This is a genomic window from Flavobacterium sp. AC105, from assembly GCF_979258495.1.
In genome coordinates, this window is sequence record NZ_OZ409860.1 from 5,181,206 (window position 1) to 5,201,731 (window position 20,526).

17 protein-coding genes are annotated in these 20,526 nt (G+C 33.6%); 14 read left to right on the forward strand and 3 right to left on the reverse strand.

Annotated elements, in window-relative coordinates; genetic code table 11:
• Positions 1-118 precede the first annotated feature (118 nt).
• From ACZ0AH_RS21385 to ACZ0AH_RS21420, 8 genes are all read left to right on the forward strand, one after another.
• Positions 119-2,422, forward strand: coding sequence for a glycoside hydrolase family 65 protein (locus tag ACZ0AH_RS21385; protein ID WP_463477765.1), 2,304 nt, complete (start codon positions 119-121; stop codon positions 2,420-2,422).
• Between the two features lie 19 nt (positions 2,423-2,441).
• Positions 2,442-4,556: a glycoside hydrolase family 97 protein gene (locus ACZ0AH_RS21390; protein WP_463477766.1), complete on the forward strand. Its 2,115-nt coding sequence runs from the start codon at positions 2,442-2,444 to the stop codon at positions 4,554-4,556.
• Between the two features lie 164 nt (positions 4,557-4,720).
• Positions 4,721-6,583, forward strand: a complete 1,863-nt coding sequence (locus tag ACZ0AH_RS21395) for a glycoside hydrolase family 13 protein (protein WP_463477767.1) — start codon at positions 4,721-4,723, stop codon at positions 6,581-6,583.
• A gap of 755 nt (positions 6,584-7,338) precedes the next feature.
• Entirely contained in the window at positions 7,339-8,928 is a 1,590-nt protein-coding gene (locus ACZ0AH_RS21400; protein ID WP_463477768.1) for an alpha-amylase family glycosyl hydrolase, read from the forward strand.
• A gap of 214 nt (positions 8,929-9,142) precedes the next feature.
• Complete coding sequence (locus ACZ0AH_RS21405; protein WP_463477769.1) at positions 9,143-9,820, forward strand: glycerophosphodiester phosphodiesterase; 678 nt, start codon at positions 9,143-9,145, stop codon at positions 9,818-9,820.
• Between the two features lie 84 nt (positions 9,821-9,904).
• On the forward strand, positions 9,905-11,113 hold the full coding sequence (locus tag ACZ0AH_RS21410) for a BaiN/RdsA family NAD(P)/FAD-dependent oxidoreductase (protein WP_463477770.1): 1,209 nt from the start codon (positions 9,905-9,907) through the stop codon (positions 11,111-11,113).
• Positions 11,114-11,121: 8 nt separating this feature from the next.
• Complete coding sequence (locus ACZ0AH_RS21415) at positions 11,122-11,694, forward strand: Crp/Fnr family transcriptional regulator (RefSeq protein WP_463477771.1); 573 nt, start codon at positions 11,122-11,124, stop codon at positions 11,692-11,694.
• A gap of 60 nt (positions 11,695-11,754) precedes the next feature.
• Positions 11,755-12,420, forward strand: coding sequence for an MBL fold metallo-hydrolase (locus tag ACZ0AH_RS21420; RefSeq protein WP_463477772.1), 666 nt, complete (start codon positions 11,755-11,757; stop codon positions 12,418-12,420).
• A 124-nt stretch (positions 12,421-12,544) separates the two neighbouring features.
• Here the strand turns inward: ACZ0AH_RS21420 and ACZ0AH_RS21425 are convergent, their stop codons facing one another.
• Together ACZ0AH_RS21425 and ACZ0AH_RS21430 are read right to left on the reverse strand one after the other, a co-directional pair.
• Positions 12,545-13,510 (reverse strand): tetratricopeptide repeat protein, encoded by a 966-nt coding sequence (locus tag ACZ0AH_RS21425; protein ID WP_463477773.1) that lies wholly within the window; start codon positions 13,508-13,510, stop codon positions 12,545-12,547.
• Positions 13,511-13,571: 61 nt separating this feature from the next.
• Positions 13,572-14,048 carry a TspO/MBR family protein gene (locus ACZ0AH_RS21430; RefSeq protein WP_463478127.1) on the reverse strand — a complete coding sequence of 159 codons (477 nt, stop codon included), beginning with the start codon at positions 14,046-14,048 and terminating at the stop codon, positions 13,572-13,574.
• 163 nt (positions 14,049-14,211) lie between these two features.
• Between ACZ0AH_RS21430 and ACZ0AH_RS21435 the strand changes: the two genes are divergently transcribed.
• The 6 genes from ACZ0AH_RS21435 to ACZ0AH_RS21460 all read left to right on the forward strand — a co-directional run bounded on the left by ACZ0AH_RS21435 (position 14,212) and on the right by ACZ0AH_RS21460 (position 19,763).
• On the forward strand, positions 14,212-15,315 hold the full coding sequence (locus ACZ0AH_RS21435) for a diphosphomevalonate decarboxylase (protein WP_463477774.1): 1,104 nt from the start codon (positions 14,212-14,214) through the stop codon (positions 15,313-15,315).
• A gap of 45 nt (positions 15,316-15,360) precedes the next feature.
• A complete protein-coding gene (locus ACZ0AH_RS21440) occupies positions 15,361-15,615 on the forward strand; it encodes a hypothetical protein (RefSeq protein ID WP_463477775.1) in 255 nt (84 codons plus the stop codon).
• A 159-nt stretch (positions 15,616-15,774) separates the two neighbouring features.
• A complete protein-coding gene (locus ACZ0AH_RS21445; protein ID WP_463477776.1) occupies positions 15,775-16,713 on the forward strand; it encodes a mevalonate kinase family protein in 939 nt (312 codons plus the stop codon).
• 72 nt (positions 16,714-16,785) lie between these two features.
• Positions 16,786-17,376 carry a DUF502 domain-containing protein gene (locus ACZ0AH_RS21450; protein WP_463477777.1) on the forward strand — a complete coding sequence of 197 codons (591 nt, stop codon included), beginning with the start codon at positions 16,786-16,788 and terminating at the stop codon, positions 17,374-17,376.
• Positions 17,377-17,440: 64 nt separating this feature from the next.
• Positions 17,441-18,400: a geranylgeranylglycerol-phosphate geranylgeranyltransferase gene (locus ACZ0AH_RS21455; protein WP_463477778.1), complete on the forward strand. Its 960-nt coding sequence runs from the start codon at positions 17,441-17,443 to the stop codon at positions 18,398-18,400.
• Positions 18,401-18,854: 454 nt separating this feature from the next.
• Complete coding sequence (locus tag ACZ0AH_RS21460; RefSeq protein ID WP_316635176.1) at positions 18,855-19,763, forward strand: pseudouridine synthase; 909 nt, start codon at positions 18,855-18,857, stop codon at positions 19,761-19,763.
• A gap of 66 nt (positions 19,764-19,829) precedes the next feature.
• Here ACZ0AH_RS21460 and ACZ0AH_RS21465 read toward each other — a convergent pair whose 3' ends face one another.
• Positions 19,830-20,432: a DUF937 domain-containing protein gene (locus ACZ0AH_RS21465; protein WP_463477779.1), complete on the reverse strand. Its 603-nt coding sequence runs from the start codon at positions 20,430-20,432 to the stop codon at positions 19,830-19,832.
• Positions 20,433-20,526 lie beyond the last annotated feature (94 nt).

Consider the following 20,526-nt stretch of genomic DNA (forward strand, 5'->3'; position numbering starts at 1 on the left):
AACAAGCAATTAAAGAAAAAATCAAAATTAGAATCGTCAACAACAAGTAATTATCTAATTATCTAATTGACACATTTTCTAATTAATCTAATTGCCCAATTATCTAATTAAAAGAAAAATGAATCAAGATTATATAAAACCAGACAATTTGTCTATCATAGAAGAAGGATTTGATGTAGAAAGAGTAAAATCGTCTGAAAGTCTTTTTAGTATCGGGAACGGTGCGATGGGACAACGTGCCAATTTTGAAGAAACTTATTCTGGGGAAACTTTTCAGGGAAGTTATATTGCCGGAATTTATTATCCCGATAAAACTAAAGTAGGCTGGTGGAAAAACGGTTATCCAAAATATTTTGCCAAAGTTTTAAACGCTCCAAACTGGATTGGAATTGACGTAGAAATCAACGAAGAAAATCTAGATTTAAACACTTGTACAGAGGTTAGAAATTTCCGCAGAGAATTGAATATGAAAGAAGGATGGTACAATCGTTCTTTTGAAGCAACGTTAAAAAACGGAACCGAAATTGCCGTAAACATTCGTCGTTTTCTTTCTTTAGATTTGGATGAAGCCGGAATCATCAAATACGAAATTACCCCTTTAAACAAAGATGCTAAAATTGTTTATAAACCTTACGTTGACGCCGGAGTTACGAATGAAGATGCTAACTGGGAAGAAAAATTCTGGGAACCTCTTGAAGTAAAAAAAGGAACAAACGAAGCTTTTGTAACGGCGCAGACATTTAAAACGCATTTTAAAGTGACGACTTTTATGCACAATACGATTTTGGCAAACGATGAAGACATTCATATTTCTGCTTCAACAATCGATTCAACAACAGATAAAGTTCAGTACACTTACGGGACTATTATTGCAAAAGGACAAACCTCAGCCATCCAGAAAATTGGAGGATATACCGTTTCTTTAAACCACGATAATACTTTGGCTGCAGCCGAAAAAACAATAAAAGCTGCCGTTAATTTAGGATATGATGCTTTACTTCAAAATCAAATTGATGCCTGGGCAAAAATCTGGGAAATGTCAGATATTACAATTGATGGCGACGTAAAAGCACAACAAGGAATTCGTTTCAATATCTTTCAGTTAAACCAAACTTATTTAGGAAAAGATTCTCGTTTGAATATTGGTCCAAAAGGTTTCACCGGAGAAAAATACGGCGGATCTACGTATTGGGATACTGAGGCATATTGTATTCCGTTTTACATGGCAACAAAAGATCAGCAAGTGGCAAGAAACTTATTGACGTACCGTTTCAATCAATTAGATAAAGCTATTGAAAATGCCAAAGACAATTTAGGTTTCAAAAATGGTGCAGCTTTGTATCCAATGGTTACCATGAATGGAGAAGAATGCCACAACGAATGGGAAATCACACACGAAGAAATTCACAGAAACGGTGCGATTGCTTTTGCGATTTATAACTATTACCGTTTCACCGGAGATTACTCTTATATTCCTGAAAAAGGTCTGGAAGTTTTAATCGGGATTGCGCGTTTTTGGCACCAAAGAGCTTCTTTTTCTAAAGAAAAAAATCAATATGTAATTCTTGGCGTTACAGGTCCAAATGAATACGAAAACAATATCAATAATAATTTTTATACCAATTATATTGCAAAATGGTGTATTGATTATGCTTCGGAACAAATTAAAAAAGTCGCTCTGGAATATCCTGCAGACCACAAACGCATCTTAGAAAAAGTAAGCCTTTCGGCGAATGAAATTCAGGAATGGAAAAAAGTAGCCGATGATATGTATTTCCCAACTTCAAAAGAGTTAGGGATTTATTTGCAGCAAGACGGTTTCTTAGACAAAGATTTAGTTCCGGTAAAAGATTTAGATAAAGCACAAAGACCAATCAACCAGAAATGGTCTTGGGATCGTGTTTTACGTTCACCTTACATCAAACAAGCCGACGTTTTACAATGTTTCTACTTCTTCGAAGATCATTTTTCTAAAGAAGAATTAAAACGAAATTTCGAGTTTTACGAATCATTTACCGTTCATGAAAGTTCGCTTTCGCCTTGCGTACATTCAATTCAGGCTGCACATTTAGATAAAATGGATATGGCGTATACCTTCTATTTAAGAACTTCTCGTCTTGATCTTGATGATTATAACAAAGAGGTTGAAGAAGGCTGTCACATCACGTCAATGGCCGGAACATGGATGAGTATTGTAGAAGGTTTTGGCGGAATGAGAGTTAAAAATGACCAATTACATTTCTCTCCAAAAATCCCGAAAGAATGGAAAGGCTATTCTTTTAAAATTAATTTCAGAAATCAAATTTTGAAAGTAGCTGTAAATCACGACGAAACAACTTTTACAGTTGATGGCGATCAAGATTTAACAATTATGGTAAACGGAAATCCTGTAATTGCAAGTAAATTTGTACAAATTGATTAATATCTTAAAAATAAAAAACATGAAAAACTTATTTTTCGCAAGTTTAATCTTGTTTGCATTTAGCTCGATTGCAAATGCACAGCAATTAAAATCACCCGAAGGAAAGTTCGTAATGGAATTTTCGCTGCAAAACGACGGAACTCCAACTTACAATTTAAAATATAAAAACAAAGAGGTTGTAAAAACCAGTAAATTAGGTCTTGAACTTAAAGATGACAAGAAATCTTTATTGAACGATTTTACGGTTGTTGATACAAAAACTTCCACTTTTGATGAGACTTGGAAACCAGTTTGGGGAGAAGTAGATCAAATTAGAAATCATTATAATGAACTGGCTGTTACCTTAAATCAAAAAGGAACAGACAGGCAAATTATAATCCGTTTCCGTTTATTTGATGATGGACTTGGATTTAGATATGAGTTTCCAGCTCAAAAGAATCTTACTTATTTTGTAATTAAAGAAGAAAGATCTCAATTTGCCATGACTGGAGATCACACCGCTTTCTGGATTCCAGGCGATTATGACACTCAGGAATACGATTATACAAAATCTAAATTGTCTGAAATTAGAGGTTTATCTCAAAAAGCATATACGGCAAACGTTTCGCAAAAAAACTTTTCTCCAACAGGAGTTCAGACTTCTTTAATGTTGAAAACGAATGACGGAATCTACATCAACCTTCACGAAGCTGCTTTGATCAATTATTCTTGTATGCACTTAAATCTTGATGATAAAAACATGATTTTCGAATCTTGGTTAACACCAGATGCAAAAGGAGATAAAGGATATATGCAGGCACCAAGTCACTCGCCTTGGAGAACGATTATGGTAAGCGACGACGCGAGAGAAATCCTGGCTTCAAAAATGACGTATAACTTAAACGATCCGTCAAAAATTGAAAATACTTCGTGGATTAAACCGGTAAAATATATTGGTGTTTGGTGGGAAATGATTACAGGAAAAAGTTCTTGGTCATACACAAACGATTTTCCAACAGTACAATTGGGAGTTTCTGATTTCTCTAAAGCAAAACCAAGCGGAACACACGGAGCAAATAATACTAACGTAAAAAAATACATTGATTTTGCTGCTGCAAATGGTTTCGACGCCGTTTTAGTTGAAGGCTGGAACGAAGGCTGGGAAGACTGGTTTGGACATTCAAAAGATTATGTTTTTGATTTCGTAACGCCTTACCCGGATTTTGATGTAAAAGGTTTGCACGAATACGCAAAATCTAAAGGAATCAAAATAATCATGCACCATGAAACTTCAGGTTCAGTTCGTAACTACGAGCGCCATATGGACAAAGCATACCAATTCATGAAAGACAACGGATACGATGCTGTAAAAAGCGGTTATGTTGGAGATATTTTGCCTCGCGGTGAAAATCATTACGATCAATGGATTGTAAACCATTATCAATATGCAATTGAAAAAGCAGCCGATTATAAAATTATGGTGAACGCTCACGAAGCGGTTCGCCCAACGGGAATTGCGAGAACGTATCCAAACTTAATTGGAAACGAAGCAGCAAGAGGTACAGAATATCAAGCTTTTGGAGGTTCTAAACCAAATCACGTTACGGTTTTGCCATTTACACGTTTAATTGGCGGACCAATGGATTACACTCCGGGAATTTTCGAAATGGATATCAGCAAAATGAATCCTGAAAATACTTCACATGTAAACAGTACAATCTGTAATCAATTGGCATTATACGTTACGATGTACAGTCCATTGCAAATGGCAGCTGATACTCCGGAGAATTACAACCGTTTTCCGGATGCATTTCAATTCATTAAAGATGTGGCTGTAGACTGGTCAGAAAGTAAATATATCGAGGCAGAGCCAGGTGATTTTATCACGGTTGCCCGTAAAGCAAAAGGAACAAACAACTGGTTCGTAGGAAACGTAAACGGAGAAACTCCACGTACCTCAAACATCGATTTCAGTTTCCTTGAAAGCGGCAAAAAATATACCGCTACCATTTATGCTGATGCAAAAGATGCGCATTACAAAACAAACCCGCAAGCTTATACCATCAAGAAAATTGCTGTAACAAACAAATCAAAATTATCGCAGTTATCTGCTCCGGGCGGAGGTTATGCAATAAGCATAATCGAAACTAAATAATTTCTAAAAAGACAGGCAATTTTCCCCGAGATTGCTTGTCTTTTTTTTATCTGATATATTTTTATGGTCTTCCTGCAAGGTTTTCAAAACCTTGTAGGTATTCTAAATCACTACATTATACCTACAAGGTTTTGAAAACCTTGCAGGAAATTAAAACTATAAATATGAAAATTCAAACCAACCATATTATTTATAAAATACTTCTATTTGTTCTTGTTTTTTCCGCTTCCGCGAAAGCGCAAATCCAAAAAGTAGAACCACCGTTTTGGTATGCCGGAATGAAAAATCCTGAAGTTCAGATTATGTTTTACGGAAAAAATATCGCACAATATGAAGCTTCAGTTTCAAACAATGTTACAATCAAAAACGTAGAGAAAACAGAAAATCCAAACTATCTTTTTGTAACCATTGATACGCAAAATTTAAAAGCTTCTGAATTGGTTTTTTCTTTCAAAACCAAAAATAAAGTCGCTTTTACGCAGAAATATTCACTCAAAGAAAGAAGAGCAAATTCTGCAGACAGAAAAAGTTACGATGCATCGGATATGATTTACTTAATCATGCCGGATCGGTTTGCTAACGGAAATCCGAAGAATGACAGCGATGCCGTTTTAACCGAAAAAACAAATCGCCAGGAACCAGGCGGACGTCATGGCGGCGATATTGAAGGAATTATTAAAAATCTGGATTATATTTCGTCTTTAGGTGCAACAACGGTTTGGAGTACGCCTTTATGCCAAGACAATGACGCAAAACATTCGTATCATGGTTACGGACAATCTGATGTTTATAAAATAGATTCTCGTTACGGAACGAATGAAGACTACGTTCGTTTATCTGCAGAAATGCACAAAAAGAACATGAAACTGGTGATGGATTATGTTACCAATCACTGGGGAATTACGCATTGGATGATTAAAGATTTGCCAACAAAATCGTGGATCAATCAATTCGAAAATTACACACAAACACATCACAGACGCGAAGTTATTACAGATATTCACGCATCAAAAACAGATCAGGAAGTTTGTGTTGATGGCTGGTTTGTACCTTCAATGCCAGATTTGAATTTGAGAAATCCATTAGTTTCAAAATACTTGACTCAAAATGCCATTTGGTGGATCGAATTTGCCAATCTTGACGGATTTAGAGTAGACACTTACAATTATTCTGATGCTACGGCAATGTCAAATTGGGCAAAAGCAATTACAACTGAATACCCTAATTTTAATATTGTGGGAGAAATCTGGATGCACAATCAGGCGAATTTAGCCTATTGGCAAAAAGACAGTAAAATTGGCGCAATCGAAAATTACAATTCGAATTTGCCAAGTGTAATGGATTTTACTTTGCAAGATCAAATTGGTTCAGCTTTTAATGACGATAATGCAAGTTGGGATAACGGAATGATAAAATTTTACAACAATTTTGCATTGGATTATTTATATCCAAATACAAACAGCATTTTAGTTTTTGCCGAAAATCATGATACCGATCGCATCAATCATACTTATAAATACGATTTTACGAAATATAAAATGGTCATGACTTTATTGGCAACCGTTCGTGGAATTCCGCAATTGTATTATGGTTCAGAAATTGGAATGGGCGGCGACAAAGGCAAAGGTGGCGACGCTGATATTCGTCAGGATTTCCCGGGCGGATGGAATGGCGATAAAAACAACGCTTTCACCGCAGCAGGAAGAACGGCTGAACAAGCAAAATTTTTCGATTTTACTTCTAAATTATTCACTTGGAGAAAATCGAACGAAGCCGTTCATTTTGGAAAAATGACACATTATATTCCGGAAAACAACATTTATGTTTATTTCAGATATACTGATGCTAAAACCGTAATGGTCGTTTTTAATAACAATGCAACAGCGCAAACCGTTAAAACAAATCGTTTTAAGGAAAACACCAAAAATTTTAAATCGGGAAAAGATATTTTGACCGGAAAGTCATTCGATTTAGCTTCTGAAATTACTTTAGAGCCAAAATCAGCGATTATTTTAGAATTGGAATAATACATCAAAGATTTTAACACAACGCATATCGCAGAGGTGCACAGCAGTGCGTCTCCCGCAAAGTATTTCCGCCACGAATTCACGAATTTTATAAACCAACAATTCGTGAATTCGTGGCGGTTTTTTCTATTTAAAACTGTGTAGTCCCTACAGGACAATTATATGACATACACTAATATTTCTACCAACATTTAACTCCTAAAGGAGTATATCTCGTAGAGATTATATATTTGGTAAAAAAACAAACTATACCGCCTACATTTAAGCCCTAACGAAGTATATTTCGTAGAGATTATATATTGGTAAAGGTAGTTTTAGAATTGGAATATACACAAAGATTTTAACACAACGCATATCGTAGAGGCGCACAGCAGTGCGTCTCCCGCAAAGTATTTCCGCCACGAATTCACGAATTTTATAAACCAACAATTCGTGAATTCGTGGCGGTTTTTTTAATTTAAAACTGTGTAGTTTCTACACGACAATTATACGACATACACAATATTTCTACCAACATTTAACTACTAACGGAGTATTTATTTTAGATTCTAAAGCCATAAAATGATATCTCGTAGAGATTATATATTGGTAAAAAAACAAAAATAACATGTAGAAAATGTCCCGTAGGGACTACACCGATTAGAACATATTCATTATGTTATATCTGATAAATAATTCGTGAATTCGTGGCGGATTTTTTCATTTATATGCATTCCTTTCTTTATCTTTAATATTCTGGCTTAAAATCAGTTTTAATGAATAAAGACAATACTTCAAAAATACCTTTCATTTGGGAAGGAGCAAACATATATTTTTTACTTACCGATCGTTTTTACAACGGAAATCCTTCAAACGATTTAAACTTTAACCGAACCAAAACTCCGGGAAAACTGCGTGGTTTTGAAGGTGGCGATATCATCGGAATTATAAAAAAAATCGACGAAGGTTATTTTGATGAATTGGGAATAAATGCTATTTGGCTTACGCCGATTGTAGAACAAATTCACGACGGAGTTGACGAAGGAACCGGACTTAGTTATGGTTTTCACGGATATTGGGCGAGAGACTGGACAGCTTTAGATCCTAACTTCGGAACCAAAGAAGATCTCGCTAATCTGGTAAAAAAAGCACACGAAAAAGGCATCAGAATCTTACTTGACGGCGTTATAAACCATACCGGACCAGTAACAGAGGAAGATCCGATGTGGCCGGAAGACTGGGTTAGAACCGGAATTGTATGTGATTATAAATCGTTTGAAAACACCACGATGTGTACTTTGGTCGATAATCTTCCGGATGTGAGAACCGAAAGCGATCAGGAAGTTGAATTGCCTTCTTTTTTAATCGAAAAATGGAAAAATGAAAGTCGTTATGAAAAAGAAATTACCTCATTAAATGAATTTTTCAAAAGAACAAGTTACCCTAGAACACCAAAATATTACATCATAAAATGGTTAACCGATTATATTCTGGAATTCGGAATTGACGGTTACCGAGCCGATACTGTAAAACATACCGATGAAGATGTTTGGGTCGACTTTAGAAACGAATGCGATTATGCTTTTGAAACCTGGAAAAAACACCATCCGCTTGAAGTTTTAGATCAAAATCCGTTTTATACGATTGCCGAAGTTTACGGTTATGAAATTAGCGGCGGACTGGATTATGATTTTGGAGATCGAAAAGTAAATTATTTCGATAATGGGTTTAACAGTATGATCAATTTTGAGTTTAAACTAGACGCTCAAAATGATTATGAAGTTATATTTTCGAAATATTCTGCGAAACTTCAAAATGAATTAAAGGGTTTTAGCGTTCTAAATTATGTGTCGTCGCACGATGATCCTACTCCATTTGATGGAAATCGAAACCGAACTTTTGAAGCAGGAACCAAATTATTGCTTTCTCCAGGAATTTCTCAGGTTTATTATGGCGATGAAACAGGTCGCTCTCTAGAAATTGAAGGCACGGAAGGCGATGCCACTTTACGGTCTTTCATGAATTGGGAAGATGTTCAGAATAATGCTGAAACACAGAGAATACTTTGGCATTGGCAAAAACTGGGTCAATTCCGAAGAAATCATCCTGCTGTTGGCGCTGGAATACATAATATGATTACTGAAAAACCATATGTTTTTTCGCGAAAATTCAATAAAAATAATTTTTCTGATCAAGTTATAATTGGACTTGATCTTGGAGTTGGAGTAAAAGAACTTCCTGTAGATTCTATTTTCGAAAACGGAACTAAACTAAAAGATGCCTTTTCAGGCAAAGAAACAGAAGTTCAAAACGGAAAAGCAATTATCGATTCTGAATTTGGACTTGTTTTATTGGAGCTTGCATAAAAAGAAAACAGTCGCAGAGTATATTTCACGCAGATTTTAAAAAGATTTTAGCAGATTTACGCAGATAATTTCTAAAATTTAAATCTGCTCAAATCTGCAAAATCTGCGTGAAACAAAATCATTTTAATCCTATAAATCTGTGACTAAACTTTTTTATCTAATCTTTGCAAACCTTGCATAAAACTTTGCGACCTTTGCAGTAAACTCCCAACACATGCTAAAAATAGCACATCGCGGCGCAAAAGGATACGAACCAGAGAATACATTACAGTCTTTCCAGAAAGCACTAGACTTAAATGCTGACGGAATCGAACTCGACGTTCATCTAAGTTCTGACGGACATATAATCGTAATGCACGACGAAACCATCGACAGAACAACGAATGGGAAAGGTTTTGTAAATGCTTTATCTTTGCACGAATTAAAATCGTTTTTGATTGCAGATCAGCTTGAAATTCCAACTTTAATTGAGGTTTTTGATTTAATAGACAAAAAATGTCTGATTAATATCGAGTTGAAAGGTATAGGAACAGCAAGTAAAGTTGTGGCGTTAATTGAAGAATATATTTCGAATAAAAACTGGAATTATGAGCATTTCATTATTTCAAGTTTTGAATGGAATATGTTAGAGGAAGTCCATAATCTAAATTCGAATATTGCAATTGGAGTTTTAACAGAAGAAGATTTAGATACCGCTTTGGCTTTCGCCGAAACAATAAAAGCATACGCTATTAATCCGGATTATCATTTACTGAATCTGGAAAATACCAAAGAAATTCAGGAAAAAGGATTTCAGGTTCTGCCTTGGACAGTAGATTCAGAGGAAGACATTCAAAGAATAAAAAGTTACAACGTAGATGGAATAATTTCTGATTTTCCTGATAAAATATAAAGTTTAAAATAGCCACGAATTCACGAATTTTTTCTCAAAGATTGTCAAAAAAATAATTCGTGAATTCGTGGCAAACCAAATAACATGATTCAAAATTTCGACATAATTATTGTTGGCGGAGGCGCTGCAGGTTTTTTCACGGCGATTAATATTGCAGAAAAAAATCCGAAACTTAAAATTGCCATTTTAGAAAGAGGAAAAGAAGTACTTTCTAAAGTTCGTGTTTCCGGCGGCGGAAGATGCAACGTAACGCACGCTTGTTTTGAACCGAATGAATTGGTTAAATTTTATCCGCGTGGCGAAAAAGAACTTCGCGGACCTTTTCACCAGTTTTGTTCTGGAGATACCATTGAATGGTTCGAAAAGCATGGAGTTGAATTAAAAATTGAAGACGACGGAAGAATGTTCCCGGTTTCGAATTCATCCCAGACCATAATTGATTGTTTCTTAGAAGCAACCGGAAAATTAGGCATAAAAGTTTTAACGGGACAAAGCGTACAATCGATTTTTAAAGCCGAAAATCATTGGAAAATTGACACACAGGATACAAATTATGCTACAGAAAAATTAGTTTTGGCCACAGGAAGTAATCCTAAAATTTGGGAAATGCTGCAAACACAAGGTCATGCGATTGTAAGCCCTGTTCCTTCCCTATTTACTTTCAATATTAAAGATTCGCGTATAAAAGAATTACCGGGAGTTGCTGCACAAGTTACCGTAAATGTAAAAGATACTAAACTAGAATCTACCGGACCTTTACTAATCACACATTGGGGAATGAGTGGCCCGGCGATCCTAAAACTTTCGGCTTGGGGCGCACGTATTTTATTCGATAAAAATTATCAGTTTACCATTTTTGTCAATTGGTTAAATGATGTTGAAACCGAAGATGCAGAAAAAATTCTGAAAGACTTAAAACAGGAACAAGCTAAAAAAGCCGTTTCAAAAAAATCACCTTTTGATTTCCCAAATCGTTTGTGGGAAAGTTTGGTTTTAGCTTCCGGAATTGAAGCCGAAATAAAATGGGCAGATTTATCTAAAATGCAGTTGCAAAATTTAGCTTCTCAACTCACAAAAGCAACATTTCAGGTAAATGGAAAAAGCACGTTTAAAGAAGAATTTGTTACTGCCGGCGGAATAGACTTAAAAGAAATCAACTTTAAAACCATGGAAAGTAAAATTCACGAAAATCTTTATTTTGCGGGAGAAATTGTTAATATTGACGCTATTACCGGAGGTTTTAACTTTCAGAATGCCTGGACAAGCGGGTTTATTTTGGCTAATTCCATTTAGAAAAAATCATGAATGCATCATTAAAAAGACAAATACTTTCGATCGCTTCATTTTCTGAAAAAGAAATCGGAAAAATTGATTCTTATTTTGAATATGAAAAATTTGATGCTAAAACAGAACTTTCTTCTTTTGGAAAAATCAGCAATAAGATTTTCTTTATCGTTGATGGATTAGCCCGCGTTTATTATTTAAAAAACGGAAAAGAAATTACCACTTATTTGAGTTGTAATGAAGGCTTTATTGCTTCTTATTCGAGTTTTATCGATCAAACCTCTTCTTTTGAAAACATACAATGTATCGAAGATTGCGAAGTACTTTCGATACGTTACGAAAAAATGCAATCTTTATATGCTGAGATTCCGAATTGGGAACGTGTAGGCAGAATCCTGGCCGAGCAGAATTATCTTTGCATGGCAGATCGGGTTTTAAAACTTCAAATGATTCCGGCGAAAGAAAAATATTTAACTTTTTTAGACTCGGCTCCAGCCAAAATAATTCAGCGGACACCTTTAATTTATATCGCTTCATTTTTAGGAATTACACCAGAATCTCTGAGCAGAATTCGCCAAAGTATTTCTTAACATTTATCAAGTGGATTGAATAACTGAATTTAAATCTTTGCAAATATAAAATTTGAAAAGATGAAGAATATAGCTAAAGATGTTTATCAAATTCCATTATTTCCCCGCAATGCCATTAATTGTTATGTAATCGAAGATATTCTTATCGATGCCGGAATCAGGAGTTCAAGCAATATCATTTTAAATTCTGTAAAAAACAAAACGATAACCAAACACGTATTGACACACGCTCATGCGGATCATCAGGGAAGCAGTAAAATTATTTGTGAGACGCTCAATATTCCGCTTTGGTGCAGTGAACTGGAAAAACAAGCTGCAGAAAACGGCAATGTCATTTTTGAATACCCAAACCCAAATCATCTTATTTCGAAATTTCAGAAGAATTTCTGGGCAGGAAAAGGACATCCGGTTTCTAATACTTTAAAAGAAGGAGATACTATTGCAGGATTTACTATTATTGAAACTCCCGGACATTCTAGCGGTCATTTGTCTTTTTTCAGGGAATCTGATGGCGTTCTTATTGTTGGAGATGTTATGACCAATATGAATTTATTAACCACAAAAGTTGGCCTTCATGAACCGCCAAATTTGTTTACGACCAATAAGGAATTAAACAGAAATTCTATCAAAAAACTGGCTTCTTTAAAACCGAAAATACTTTGTTTTGGCCATGGTCCTGTTTTAATAAATAACGGAGAATTAGAAAAATTTGTCCGTAGGTTATAAATTTGAATTATTAGCATTAACAAAAACGTTGCTTGCAATTAACCAAAATCAACTGATTTCAAGATGTTTTAATTGGCATGAAAGCTTTTAATCCTTGCAATTTCAAAAATGAAGCAAATCCAAATCAAGAATTACGAACAAAAGCGACCTTCCTTAATTTTTTAAATCGGATAATACAATAAATCAATAAAACCAAAAAAAGAGTCGATACAATAATCAGACTAATAACAACAGTATCTATTTGATATCCTTGTAACCTAAACGAACCTCCTTTTTCCATAAGAAGTTCTGAATTTTGAGTTCCATAATAACTTAACCAATTCTCATAACAAAGTACTATTCTTTTGTTTATCAATTCATTACGAAATCCATATTTCTTTGAAAGTTTATAGATCTCAGAAGTAGACAAATAATCTTTATTAAGTAATGCAATATTTCCTAATTCAAAAAGTAGAACCGAAATAATTTTATCTTTTGGTTTTATAAAAGTAATACGTTCATTTAACTGATAAAATAAAGCCTTATACAATTCCTCAAGTTCCTTTTTAGATAACTTTGTTTTGGGAATTGTTTCTAAACCAAAAGAAGTATTTATTAAAAACGCTCCTGAAACTTCTTTCAGATTCTTGATTTTTGATTCTAATATTTTTAAATGAAGCCATTCTGAACCTTTATGTGACTCGGGGTTTAGTTGAATCGATCTTTTTATCCATTCATACGCTTTTTGATTTTCTCCCATTAACTCATATAACGTTCCAAGATTCGATGCTGTAGAATATCGATTAGGTTTTATCTTTTCAATCTCTAAATATAATTTTAAAGCTTCATTGTATTTTCCACTAATGATTAATACATATCCTTTATCAGATAAATAATCAATATCATTTGTTTTTTTGTATTCATCTTCGAGATCCTGAATTAACTTTGGAAAATTATGCACATTAAATCGATGTCCCTCAGGAATTCGTTCAAATTCATCGTAATAAAGTTCAACTCCATTTTTCAAAACCTTTGTATCTCCATTTAAACACGCAAAAGCTTTAAATGAAAATAAAATCAACACAAAAACAAAAACCTTGAATTTATTCATAAAAGTAAAACGTATTGATTAAACCTGAAACTAAAAAAACCTGAAACCTGAAACAAAATTATTATCGATTCAACCACCAAATACTGGCATTCAAAATTGCTGCAAAAGCAACCCAAGCCATATACGGAATCAATAAATAACCGGCAGTTTTATTGATTTTGTTGAATTTTAAATAGGTTTCATAAATGAACAACCATAAAAGCGCAATTTCGATCAAAGCCAGCATCGGGTTTTTTAATCCGAAGAATAAATAAGACCAAATCGCATTCAATGTCAATTGAATCAAAAAGAATCCAAGTGCTTTTTTTACCTCTTCGTTATGTTCTTTTATTTTATCCCAAACTAATCCTGCTGCAATCGCCATAAAAATATAAAGTATAGTCCAAACGGGCATAAAAATCCAATTGGGTGGATTAAAACTTGGTTTTACAATAGTTGGATACCAGGTTTCAACACTTGGTCTTGTAACAGTACTTGCAGAATATCCTACTGCTAAACAAACGATTAGAGCAATTGCAATTTTGGTTAATTTATTCAATTTCATGATCTTTTTTTTTCAAAAATAGTCAAAAAGAAAGGTTTAACCATATAAGTTATAAAAGTTCATTTTAGTAACCCACTTATAATATCTTATATAAGTTATATCGTGAAAAAATTATCTATTATGGTGAAAAAACTATCTTTGCCAAAATTTATAATTCATGGTTACAGCAACTGATTTTATTCCTAAAAAATATACTTCGACAATTGAAAATGGAAATTTTGAATGGAGCGCTCCAAGCAATATTGCATTAGTAAAATATTGGGGTAAAAAAGACAATCAAATTCCGGCAAACCCTTCGGTTAGTTTTACGCTTAATAATTGCAAAACGATTACTAAATTAGGTTTTTCGAAGCGATACACTTCGGCTCCACTTAGTGAGAGAAATGATATTTTTTCTTTTGATTTACTTTTTGAAGGAAAACCAAAAGAAGATTTCAAACCAAAAATTCAGAAATTTTTAGAAAGAATTGAAGTTTATTTGCCTTTTTTAAAGGATTATCATTTTACGATTGATACACAAAATACATTTCCGCATAGTTCAGGAATTGCTTCTTCGGCTTCGGGAATGGCGGCTTTGGCTATGAATTTTATGAGTTTAGAAAAAGCTTTGAATCCTGAAATGACAGATGAATATTTCTATCAAAAAGCTTCTTTTTTAGCCCGTTTGGGTTCCGGAAGTGCTTGCCGAAGCGTAAAAGGAAATGTAGTGGTTTGGGGAAACCAGGCAAACATTAAAGGAAGTACTGATTTGTATGGAGTTGAATTTCCGTATGCAATTCATGACAATTTCAAGAATTATCAGGACACGATTTTATTGGTTGATAAAGGCGAAAAACAAGTTTCAAGCACTGTTGGGCATGATTTAATGCACAATCATCCTTATGCCGAAAGGCGTTTTGCTCAGGCGCATGAAAATCTGGATCAGTTAATAGCCATTTTTGAAAGCGGAAATTTAGACGAATTCATTAAAGTTGTAGAAAGCGAAGCTTTGACTTTGCACGCTATGATGATGACATCGATGCCGTATTTTATTTTAATGAAACCAAATACTTTGCAAATCATCAATGCAATCTGGAAATTTAGAACTGAAACCCAGATTCCGGTTTGTTTTACGCTTGATGCCGGTGCAAATGTGCATGTTTTATATCCCGAAAACGTTAGCGGAAAAGTATTACAATTTATTCAGGACGAATTAGTTGTATTTTGTCAGAATCGTCAGTACATTTGCGACCAAATTGGAGATGGTGCAATTGCATTATAATTTTGCGTATCTTTATATATTAGAATACCTTTTTTAGTTAAGAATATGAATAGTGCAACTATAAAACTTTACGATTTATTTAGAAAAGAGCTAAATCTTGATGAAGCTAAGGCCAAGGAATTTGTTGAAGCAATCGACAGAACCATTAGTGAAGAAATTAGACAAGACAAAAATGAAATTGCTTCTAAAGATTTTGTAAAAAAAGAAATTACAGATGCAAAAAATGATATGATTAAATGGTTCGTTGGTTTATTTTTTGCTTTAGCTATGATGATTATTGGATTATATATTAAAGGCTAATTAAAAATGAACATAGAATTAGAAAAAATCGAAATAGCTAAATTGATTATGGAATGTGACAACCCTATAATTATAAAAAAAGTTCGAGAGATTCTTGAGAAGGGATTATATAAGAAATCTTCTACCCCAAATAAAATAAAGAAAGACATTAAATAAATTATGAAAGGACCATTATTTTACTCAAAAATATTACTCTTTGGAGAATACGGAATCATCCGTGACTCTAAAGGACTTTCTATTCCTTATAATTTTTATAATGGTGCATTGAAGAAAATCGAAGATCCTTCGGCTGAAGCAATCGCATCAAACGCGAGTTTAAGACGTTACACAACTTATCTTGAAGCTTTACAAAATGAGCAGCCAGAATTGGTTGCTTTTGATTTGTTAACTTTAAAAAATGATGTTGAAACCGGGATGTATTTTGACTCAAGTATTCCGCAAGGTTACGGAGTTGGAAGCAGCGGCGCTCTTGTTGCTGCTATTTACGATAAATATGCTACACACAAAATAACGGTTTTAGAGAATTTAACCCGTGAAAAACTGTTGCAGTTAAAAAATATATTTTCTCAAATGGAGAGTTTTTTCCACGGAAAAAGTTCTGGTTTAGATCCTTTAAACAGTTATTTGAGTATTCCAATTTTAATTAATTCTAAAGATAATATTGAAGCAACCGGAATTCCGACTCAAAGTTTTGACGGAAAAGGTGCTGTATTTTTATTAGATTCCGGAATTGTAGGCGAAACGGCTCCAATGGTCAATATTTTTATGGAAAATCTGAAAGACAAAGGTTTCCGTACGATGCTTAAAAACCAATTCGTAAAATATACAGACGCTTGTGTAGAAAACTTTTTGCATGGCGACATGAAATCTTTGTTTACCAATACTAAAAAGCTGTCAAAAGTCGTTTTAAATAACTTTAAACCAATGATCCCGGAACAATTTCACGGAATCTGGCAAAACGGAATTGATACAAACGATTATTATTTAAAACTTTGTGGTTCTGGCGGCGGCGGATATATTCTTGGTTTTACTGAAGATTTAGAACGTGCTAAAGCGTCTTTGAAAGACTATAAATTAGAAGTAGTTTATCAGTTTTAAAGTTAAATCCCTAAAAGCTTTAGTTATTTGAATACATTTTCCTGAAATCTTAATCCTAAAAAGTTATTGAATATGAAAAGTATTTTTAAAATCATCAAAGCAACTTTTTTAGGAGGAATTTTATTTTTAGCACCATTGATTTTACTTTTGGTTCTTTTGGAAAAAGGCTTTAGTATTATTCAAAAAATAACAAACCCAATTGTAAATCATTTTCCGAAAGTAAAAGTTCTAGGGCTGGCAATTGAAGAAATTACAGCAATATTAATTATTGTGATTATTTGTTTTGCCGCAGGCTTAATCGCTAAAACGACATATGCGCAAAGATTGATTCACAAATTAGAAGAAAGCATTTTAAGTTTTGTTCCTGGTTATTCTTTCATGAAAAGCATGAACGAAAGCATTATGGGTTTTGAATCTAATCAGGATTTAAAAGTCATTTTGGTTCCGACGGATGCAGGTTTGCAATTTGCCTTTTTAGTTGAAGAAATAGACGAAAACAATTTTGCCGTTTTTATTCCGGATGCTCCAAATCCGTGGAGTGGTTCTGTTGTTTTTGTAGAAAAAAAAGACATAAAAGAAGTCAATATGACTCAAAAGCAAGCGTTGGCTTGTATTCGAAAATTAGGTTTTGGTTCGAAAGTATTATTAAAAAATAAACTTTGATCATTCTTCTTTCATCAACAAAAAATCTTAATTTAGGCCCAAATCCAAAAACTTTAATTAAAAAATGTTAAGCAGACAGCACAAGCTTTTAGTCATGAAAATTGTTAGTTTGTTCTCTGTAGTAAGAGGCTATAACATCCCGATTATTGTTTTGGCGCAATATTTATCAGCGATTTTCATACTGGCTCCTGAAAAAAGGGCACTTGACATTTTGCTGGATTTCAACTTATTCCTGATTGTTTTTGCTTCGGCGATTACGATTGCTTCAGGTTATATTATCAATAATTTTTATGATAGTCAGAAAGATTTAATCAACAGACCCAATAAATCAATGCTGGATCGATTGGTAAGTCAAAAAACAAAACTTTCGGTTTATTTTACTTTGAATTTTCTGGCCGTTTTAATGGCATTGATTGTTTCATGGCGTGCTTTTTTATTCTTTTCGGCTTATATTTTCCTGATTTGGTTTTACTCTCATAAAATAAAAAAATATCCAATTGTTGGAAATCTCACAGCGGCTTTTATGGCTGTAATTCCATTTTTTGCTATTCTTTTATACTTTTACAATACGATTTCGTTTGAAGAAATAGAAAATCACATGAGCCATTTTATGGTTATTTCAGCTCACGCAATTTTCTTGTTTTTGTTATTACTAATTAGGGAAATGATAAAAGATCTTGAGAATATAAAAGGTGATTTGGCGAACGATTACAAAACGATTCCGATACTTTATAACGAAACAGTTTCTAAACAAATCATTACTGTTCTAACCTTTTTAACGATTGTTCCGGTTTACTTTCTGATCAATATTTATGATGTTGGGTACATGGACATTTACTTTTATGTGTGTTTTGCCGTTTTGCTGTTTTTCCTGATTTATTTATGGAGATCAAAGTCTAAAGAACAATTCCTGATGTTGCATAACGTACTTAAATTCTTGATTGTTTCGGGCGTTTTTTGCATTGTTTTGATTAATCCAAGCGTTTTATGGCATGGGAAAAATTTGCTTTTAACTTTTAAATAATGGCACGCTGATGACGCGGGTTTAGGCAGATGTGTGCTGATTTTTTAATATTAAAAAGAATTAATTACCACACAGAGATACACAAAGATTTCACAGAGATTCACTGAGTTTTCTTTTCCAATCTTTTGCGTTACTCTGTGAGATCTTTGTGTATCTTTGCGTAATAACTCAATCCAAAATATTTAAAAGAAGCCTTTTGTTTGAAACCAGCTCTGAATAACTTCACTTAACATTTATTTTCATAGGAGTTTGGTGAACTTCGTTTGAAGTGGAAATCCTTTTATTTATTTCTTTAAAAAAATAAAAGATTGAAGCGAAAAGCAGGAAATCTGCCTGAAAAAAAGCCTATTGTGATGCTCCTGCAACCCCAAAAAATAATAGCTATCAATCTAAGAACAATGAACTTAGGATTATTTAGCAAGAATAAACTATCTTTGCACAAATTACAGAATTTATGAACAATAAGGAAGGCAATAATAAAAGAGGCGGTTCTAGACCAAATAGCTCTAGGCCAAACTCTAACAAGCCAAAACCTCCTATGGCGAAGCGCGCTCAAGGGCCAAAAAAAGTGAAACCTGCTGTTAAGGCTGCGGAAGAAGAAAAGGCAGAAAAGATTAAAAAACAAAATCAGGCTCCAAAAAGACAAAAAGCTGCAGACGAAATTCGTTTGAACAAATACATCTCTAATTCTGGAGTTTGTTCGCGTCGTGATGCCGATATATACATTCAGTCCGGGAACGTAAAAGTAAATGGGGTTCCGGTTACTGAAATGGGTTATTTAGTTAAATTAAACGATGTTGTAAACTTTGATGGTGTTGTTTTGACTCCTGAAAAGAAAGAATACATCTTGTTGAACAAACCTAAAAACTTTACTACGGCTCTTGACGAAGGTCAGGAATATCGTAATGTTTTAGAATTGGTTCGTGGTTCTACAACAGCAAAAATTGCTCCGATTGGTCGAATGGACAAAAACACAACTGGTTTATTGTTGTTTACAAACGATACGGATATGATTCGTAAATTTACTTTACCGAGTCAGAAATCATCTAAAATCTATCAGGTTTCATTAGACAAAAACTTGAAATTTGAGGATTTAGAAAAAATTAGCAAAGGTTTGGTTCTTGACGGACACCGCGTTTTTGTTGAGGAAATAAGCTATATTGAAAAAGAAGCGAAAAGCGAAGTTGGGCTTAAATTACGTTCTTCGAATGTAAAAGTGGTTCGTGCAATTTTCGAAAACTTTGATTATGACGTTTTACGTATTGACCGTGTGTCATTTGCCGGGTTGACGAAAAAGAATTTACCTAGAGGTAACTGGCGCTTTTTGACGGAACAAGAAATTATCAATTTGAAAAACGTTTAAGAAACATTTCAAATTTTAATTAAATATAAATCCTGTTTTACTTTTGTAAGATGGGATTTTTTTTATTTAGAAACTGAAAAAATTGTGTCCGAATAAAGTGAAAATTGATCTTCCGATAGATTGGTTTTTGTCTTCTACAGATTCGTAACACGAGAATCCTAGTATGATTTTGATTCCTGGATGAATACTGTTTAAAATATCTCTTTTTTGATCTTCAAGAAGTAATTTTAAACTGTCAAGTAACTGGATATTATTTTTAAGATACGAAACTACAAGTAAAGCTGAAAAATTAAGGATTTCTCTGGCCGTTTCGCTTTTGATACCGACTTCGTTTGAAATCATTTCAGAAATTCTTCCTTTTTTGGCGGTAAAAATTTCTTTAAGTAAAGCGTTTCCTTCAACGCGATAACAATCATCTACTGATAAAATTCTTCCGGAAGTAAAATCAATTTCCTGATAAAAAGTAGAATCTTCTTCAACTAGCGAAATAATTCTTTTATAAAAATCTGACTCTTCGGCTTTATTGTACAAGCCCATTAAAATTGTTCCAATCGAAACATCGATTCCCTTTATTAAAAGTGCATCATTTTCAAAATAAAACTTATTCAACTTTGAAATAACATTAGAAGAAATAAAACGTCTAAGTTCAATTTGTAGGTTTGGAGTCATAGCTTAGTATTTTAAAAAAATTATTTAAACTTGTTCAAAATAACCGATAAAGTGGGGCTTTTTATCGTTTATCAGGATAAAAATATAAAATATA

What these genes read in the sequence shown, in the direction of transcription:
- ACZ0AH_RS21385 (WP_463477765.1), top strand. Translation starts at nt 119, where the DNA reads ATGAATCAAGATTATATAAAACCAGACAATTTGTCTATCATAGAAGAA.
- ACZ0AH_RS21390 (WP_463477766.1), top strand. Translation starts at nt 2,442, where the DNA reads ATGAAAAACTTATTTTTCGCAAGTTTAATCTTGTTTGCATTTAGCTCG.
- ACZ0AH_RS21395 (WP_463477767.1), top strand. Translation starts at nt 4,721, where the DNA reads ATGAAAATTCAAACCAACCATATTATTTATAAAATACTTCTATTTGTT.
- ACZ0AH_RS21400 (WP_463477768.1), top strand. Translation starts at nt 7,339, where the DNA reads ATGAATAAAGACAATACTTCAAAAATACCTTTCATTTGGGAAGGAGCA.
- ACZ0AH_RS21405 (WP_463477769.1), top strand. Translation starts at nt 9,143, where the DNA reads ATGCTAAAAATAGCACATCGCGGCGCAAAAGGATACGAACCAGAGAAT.
- ACZ0AH_RS21410 (WP_463477770.1), top strand. Translation starts at nt 9,905, where the DNA reads ATGATTCAAAATTTCGACATAATTATTGTTGGCGGAGGCGCTGCAGGT.
- ACZ0AH_RS21415 (WP_463477771.1), top strand. Translation starts at nt 11,122, where the DNA reads ATGAATGCATCATTAAAAAGACAAATACTTTCGATCGCTTCATTTTCT.
- ACZ0AH_RS21420 (WP_463477772.1), top strand. Translation starts at nt 11,755, where the DNA reads ATGAAGAATATAGCTAAAGATGTTTATCAAATTCCATTATTTCCCCGC.
- ACZ0AH_RS21425 (WP_463477773.1), bottom strand. Translation starts at nt 13,510, where the DNA reads ATGAATAAATTCAAGGTTTTTGTTTTTGTGTTGATTTTATTTTCATTT.
- ACZ0AH_RS21435 (WP_463477774.1), top strand. Translation starts at nt 14,212, where the DNA reads ATGGTTACAGCAACTGATTTTATTCCTAAAAAATATACTTCGACAATT.
- ACZ0AH_RS21440 (WP_463477775.1), top strand. Translation starts at nt 15,361, where the DNA reads ATGAATAGTGCAACTATAAAACTTTACGATTTATTTAGAAAAGAGCTA.
- ACZ0AH_RS21445 (WP_463477776.1), top strand. Translation starts at nt 15,775, where the DNA reads ATGAAAGGACCATTATTTTACTCAAAAATATTACTCTTTGGAGAATAC.
- ACZ0AH_RS21450 (WP_463477777.1), top strand. Translation starts at nt 16,786, where the DNA reads ATGAAAAGTATTTTTAAAATCATCAAAGCAACTTTTTTAGGAGGAATT.
- ACZ0AH_RS21455 (WP_463477778.1), top strand. Translation starts at nt 17,441, where the DNA reads ATGTTAAGCAGACAGCACAAGCTTTTAGTCATGAAAATTGTTAGTTTG.
- ACZ0AH_RS21460 (WP_316635176.1), top strand. Translation starts at nt 18,855, where the DNA reads ATGAACAATAAGGAAGGCAATAATAAAAGAGGCGGTTCTAGACCAAAT.
- ACZ0AH_RS21465 (WP_463477779.1), bottom strand. Translation starts at nt 20,432, where the DNA reads ATGACTCCAAACCTACAAATTGAACTTAGACGTTTTATTTCTTCTAAT.